General features: G+C 71.5%; 2 protein-coding genes. Both read right to left on the bottom strand.

Going from position 1 to position 1,986, the window contains the following annotated elements:
* A partial coding sequence (locus ABZ260_RS50515) for a condensation domain-containing protein (RefSeq protein WP_355632961.1) occupies window positions 1-549 on the bottom strand: 549 nt, incomplete at its 3' end.
* On the bottom strand, window positions 546-1,986 hold a 1,441-nt coding region (locus ABZ260_RS50520; protein ID WP_355632964.1), incomplete at its 5' end, for a condensation domain-containing protein. The genes ABZ260_RS50520 and ABZ260_RS50515, both read right to left, overlap by 4 nt.

Raw genomic sequence — 1,986 nt, forward strand, 5'->3', positions numbered from 1 at the left:
CCGGTCCCAGGCATCCTTCGCGGCGGCGCGGTCCTGGCGGGACAGCCAGGCCAGATAGTTCTTGTACGGCGGCGCGGGCGGAGCCTCCACACCGAGATAGAGCGCCAGCAGTTCGGCGACAAGCAGCGGGGTGGACCATCCGTCGAGCAGGATGTGATGGTTGGTGATGACCAGCCGGTGCCTGCCGGGCTCCGGTCGTACGAGAACGAAGCGGATGAGCGGCGGCACCGCCAGGTCGAACGGGCGCGCCCTCTCCTCCGCGGCCACCGCGGCCGGATCTGCCCCCTCGACCTCCCGCCAGGACGGTTCGACACTGTCCGGAATGACCTGGACGGGCCGGCTGAGGTCCTCGTGCCAGAAGGCGGCGCGCAGGTTGGAGTGGCGTTCGAGCAGCCTGGCGGCGGCGGCACGGAGCGCGGGGACGTCCAGCGGGCCGTCCAGGTCGAGGGTGACCTGCGCGGTGTAGAGGTCGTGCTCGTCGTGGAGGGCGTGGAAGAACAGGCCCTGCTGCAGCGGCGAAAGCGGGAGGATGTCCTGGACCTGCGTCAACGCTTCTCCCACGCGGCTTGGATACGGTCGATCTCCTCCTGGTCCAGGTCGACCAGGAGGTCGCTCGGTGTGTGTCCTCCCGCGCCGTGCTCGGCCAGCCCGGCGAGCGCCTCGAACCAGGTCTCGGCCAGCTCGGCGACCTCCGCCTCGTCGAGCACCCCCTCGGGCCAGGACCAGACGGCCTCCAGGTGAGGGCCGTCCGGCCGGTCGTGCGTGGTCACGTTGACCTCCAGGACATGGGCCACCGGCATCCCGGGGTCGTAGCCGCCGATCTCGGTGGGAACCAGGTTCCAGTCGCCTCCGGTGACCGCGACCCGGCCGAGGTAGTTGAACACGATCTGCGGGCGGGGGAGCTCGGCGAGCTTCTGCGCGGTCTCCGGCGCGAGATGGCGGAGCATCCCGTAACCCAGCGGGTCGGGCAGCGCCCTGAGCTGCTCCTTGACCTTTTTGATCGCCTGAGCCGCGGCCCGCTCGTCGGACCAGCCGGTCAGACCCGGGTCGAGCCTGACGGGGTGGATGGTGGTGAACCAGCCCACGGTCCTGGACAGGTCGACGTCGGGGAAGATCTCCGCACGGCCGTGCCCCTCCAGGTCGAGCAGGACGGAGGTGCCCCGGGCGCCGCGCCTCCTGCGCCAGTGGGTCACGGCCAGGGCCAGCCCGGCGAGCAGCACGTCGTTGACCCGGCCGTGGAACGCTGCGGGGACGGCCGCCAGCAGAGGTTCGGCCTTCTCCGGAGGCAGGGTACGGCGGAGACTGCGCAACGTCGCGGCGGTGTCGAGGCGCGGATCGAGGGGCCTGCGCCCGATACGCGGATCAGGACCGTCGAGGATCTCGGCCCAGTGGTCGAGTTCGCCGACCCTGTTGGGAGCCTCGTCGTGCAGGCGGTGTGCCCAGGTACGGAAGGAGGTGGGCACCGGCTCCAGCACCGGGACGGTCGGCTGAGCGACCGCTCCCTGAAGGAGCCCTTCGTGAGCCGTCGTCTTTCGCGGAGCCGATCGTTGGGCGACCCCTTCGTGAGCCGCCGCCTGCGGGGCCGTTTCCTGACCGGTCGCGTGCCAGGCGGTGAACAGGTCCGGCAGCAGGATGCGCCAGGACACCCCGTCCACCGCCAGATGATGCACCGTCACCACCAACCGGCCCGACACCTCCACCCCGGCGTCCAACCACGCCACCCGGACCAACTGCCCGGCCACCGGATCCAACCCCGACCGCGAGACGACCGCCTCCTCGGCCACCGCGGCCGCCAGATCCCCCGACACCTCCACCCGGCGCACACACCCGCCCGCCACCACCGCCCCCCGCGGAGCGACCTCGTACCCCCCCTCCGCAGACACCCGCAACCGCAGCACGTCATGGTGATCCAGCACCACCCGCACCGCCGAGGTCAGACGATCCAGCCCCAGCCCGGGAGGAACCTGCAGGACGACCGTCTGGCTG

Source organism: Streptosporangium sp. NPDC006013 (assembly GCF_040614275.1).
In the GTDB taxonomy this organism is placed as follows: domain Bacteria; phylum Actinomycetota; class Actinomycetes; order Streptosporangiales; family Streptosporangiaceae; genus Streptosporangium.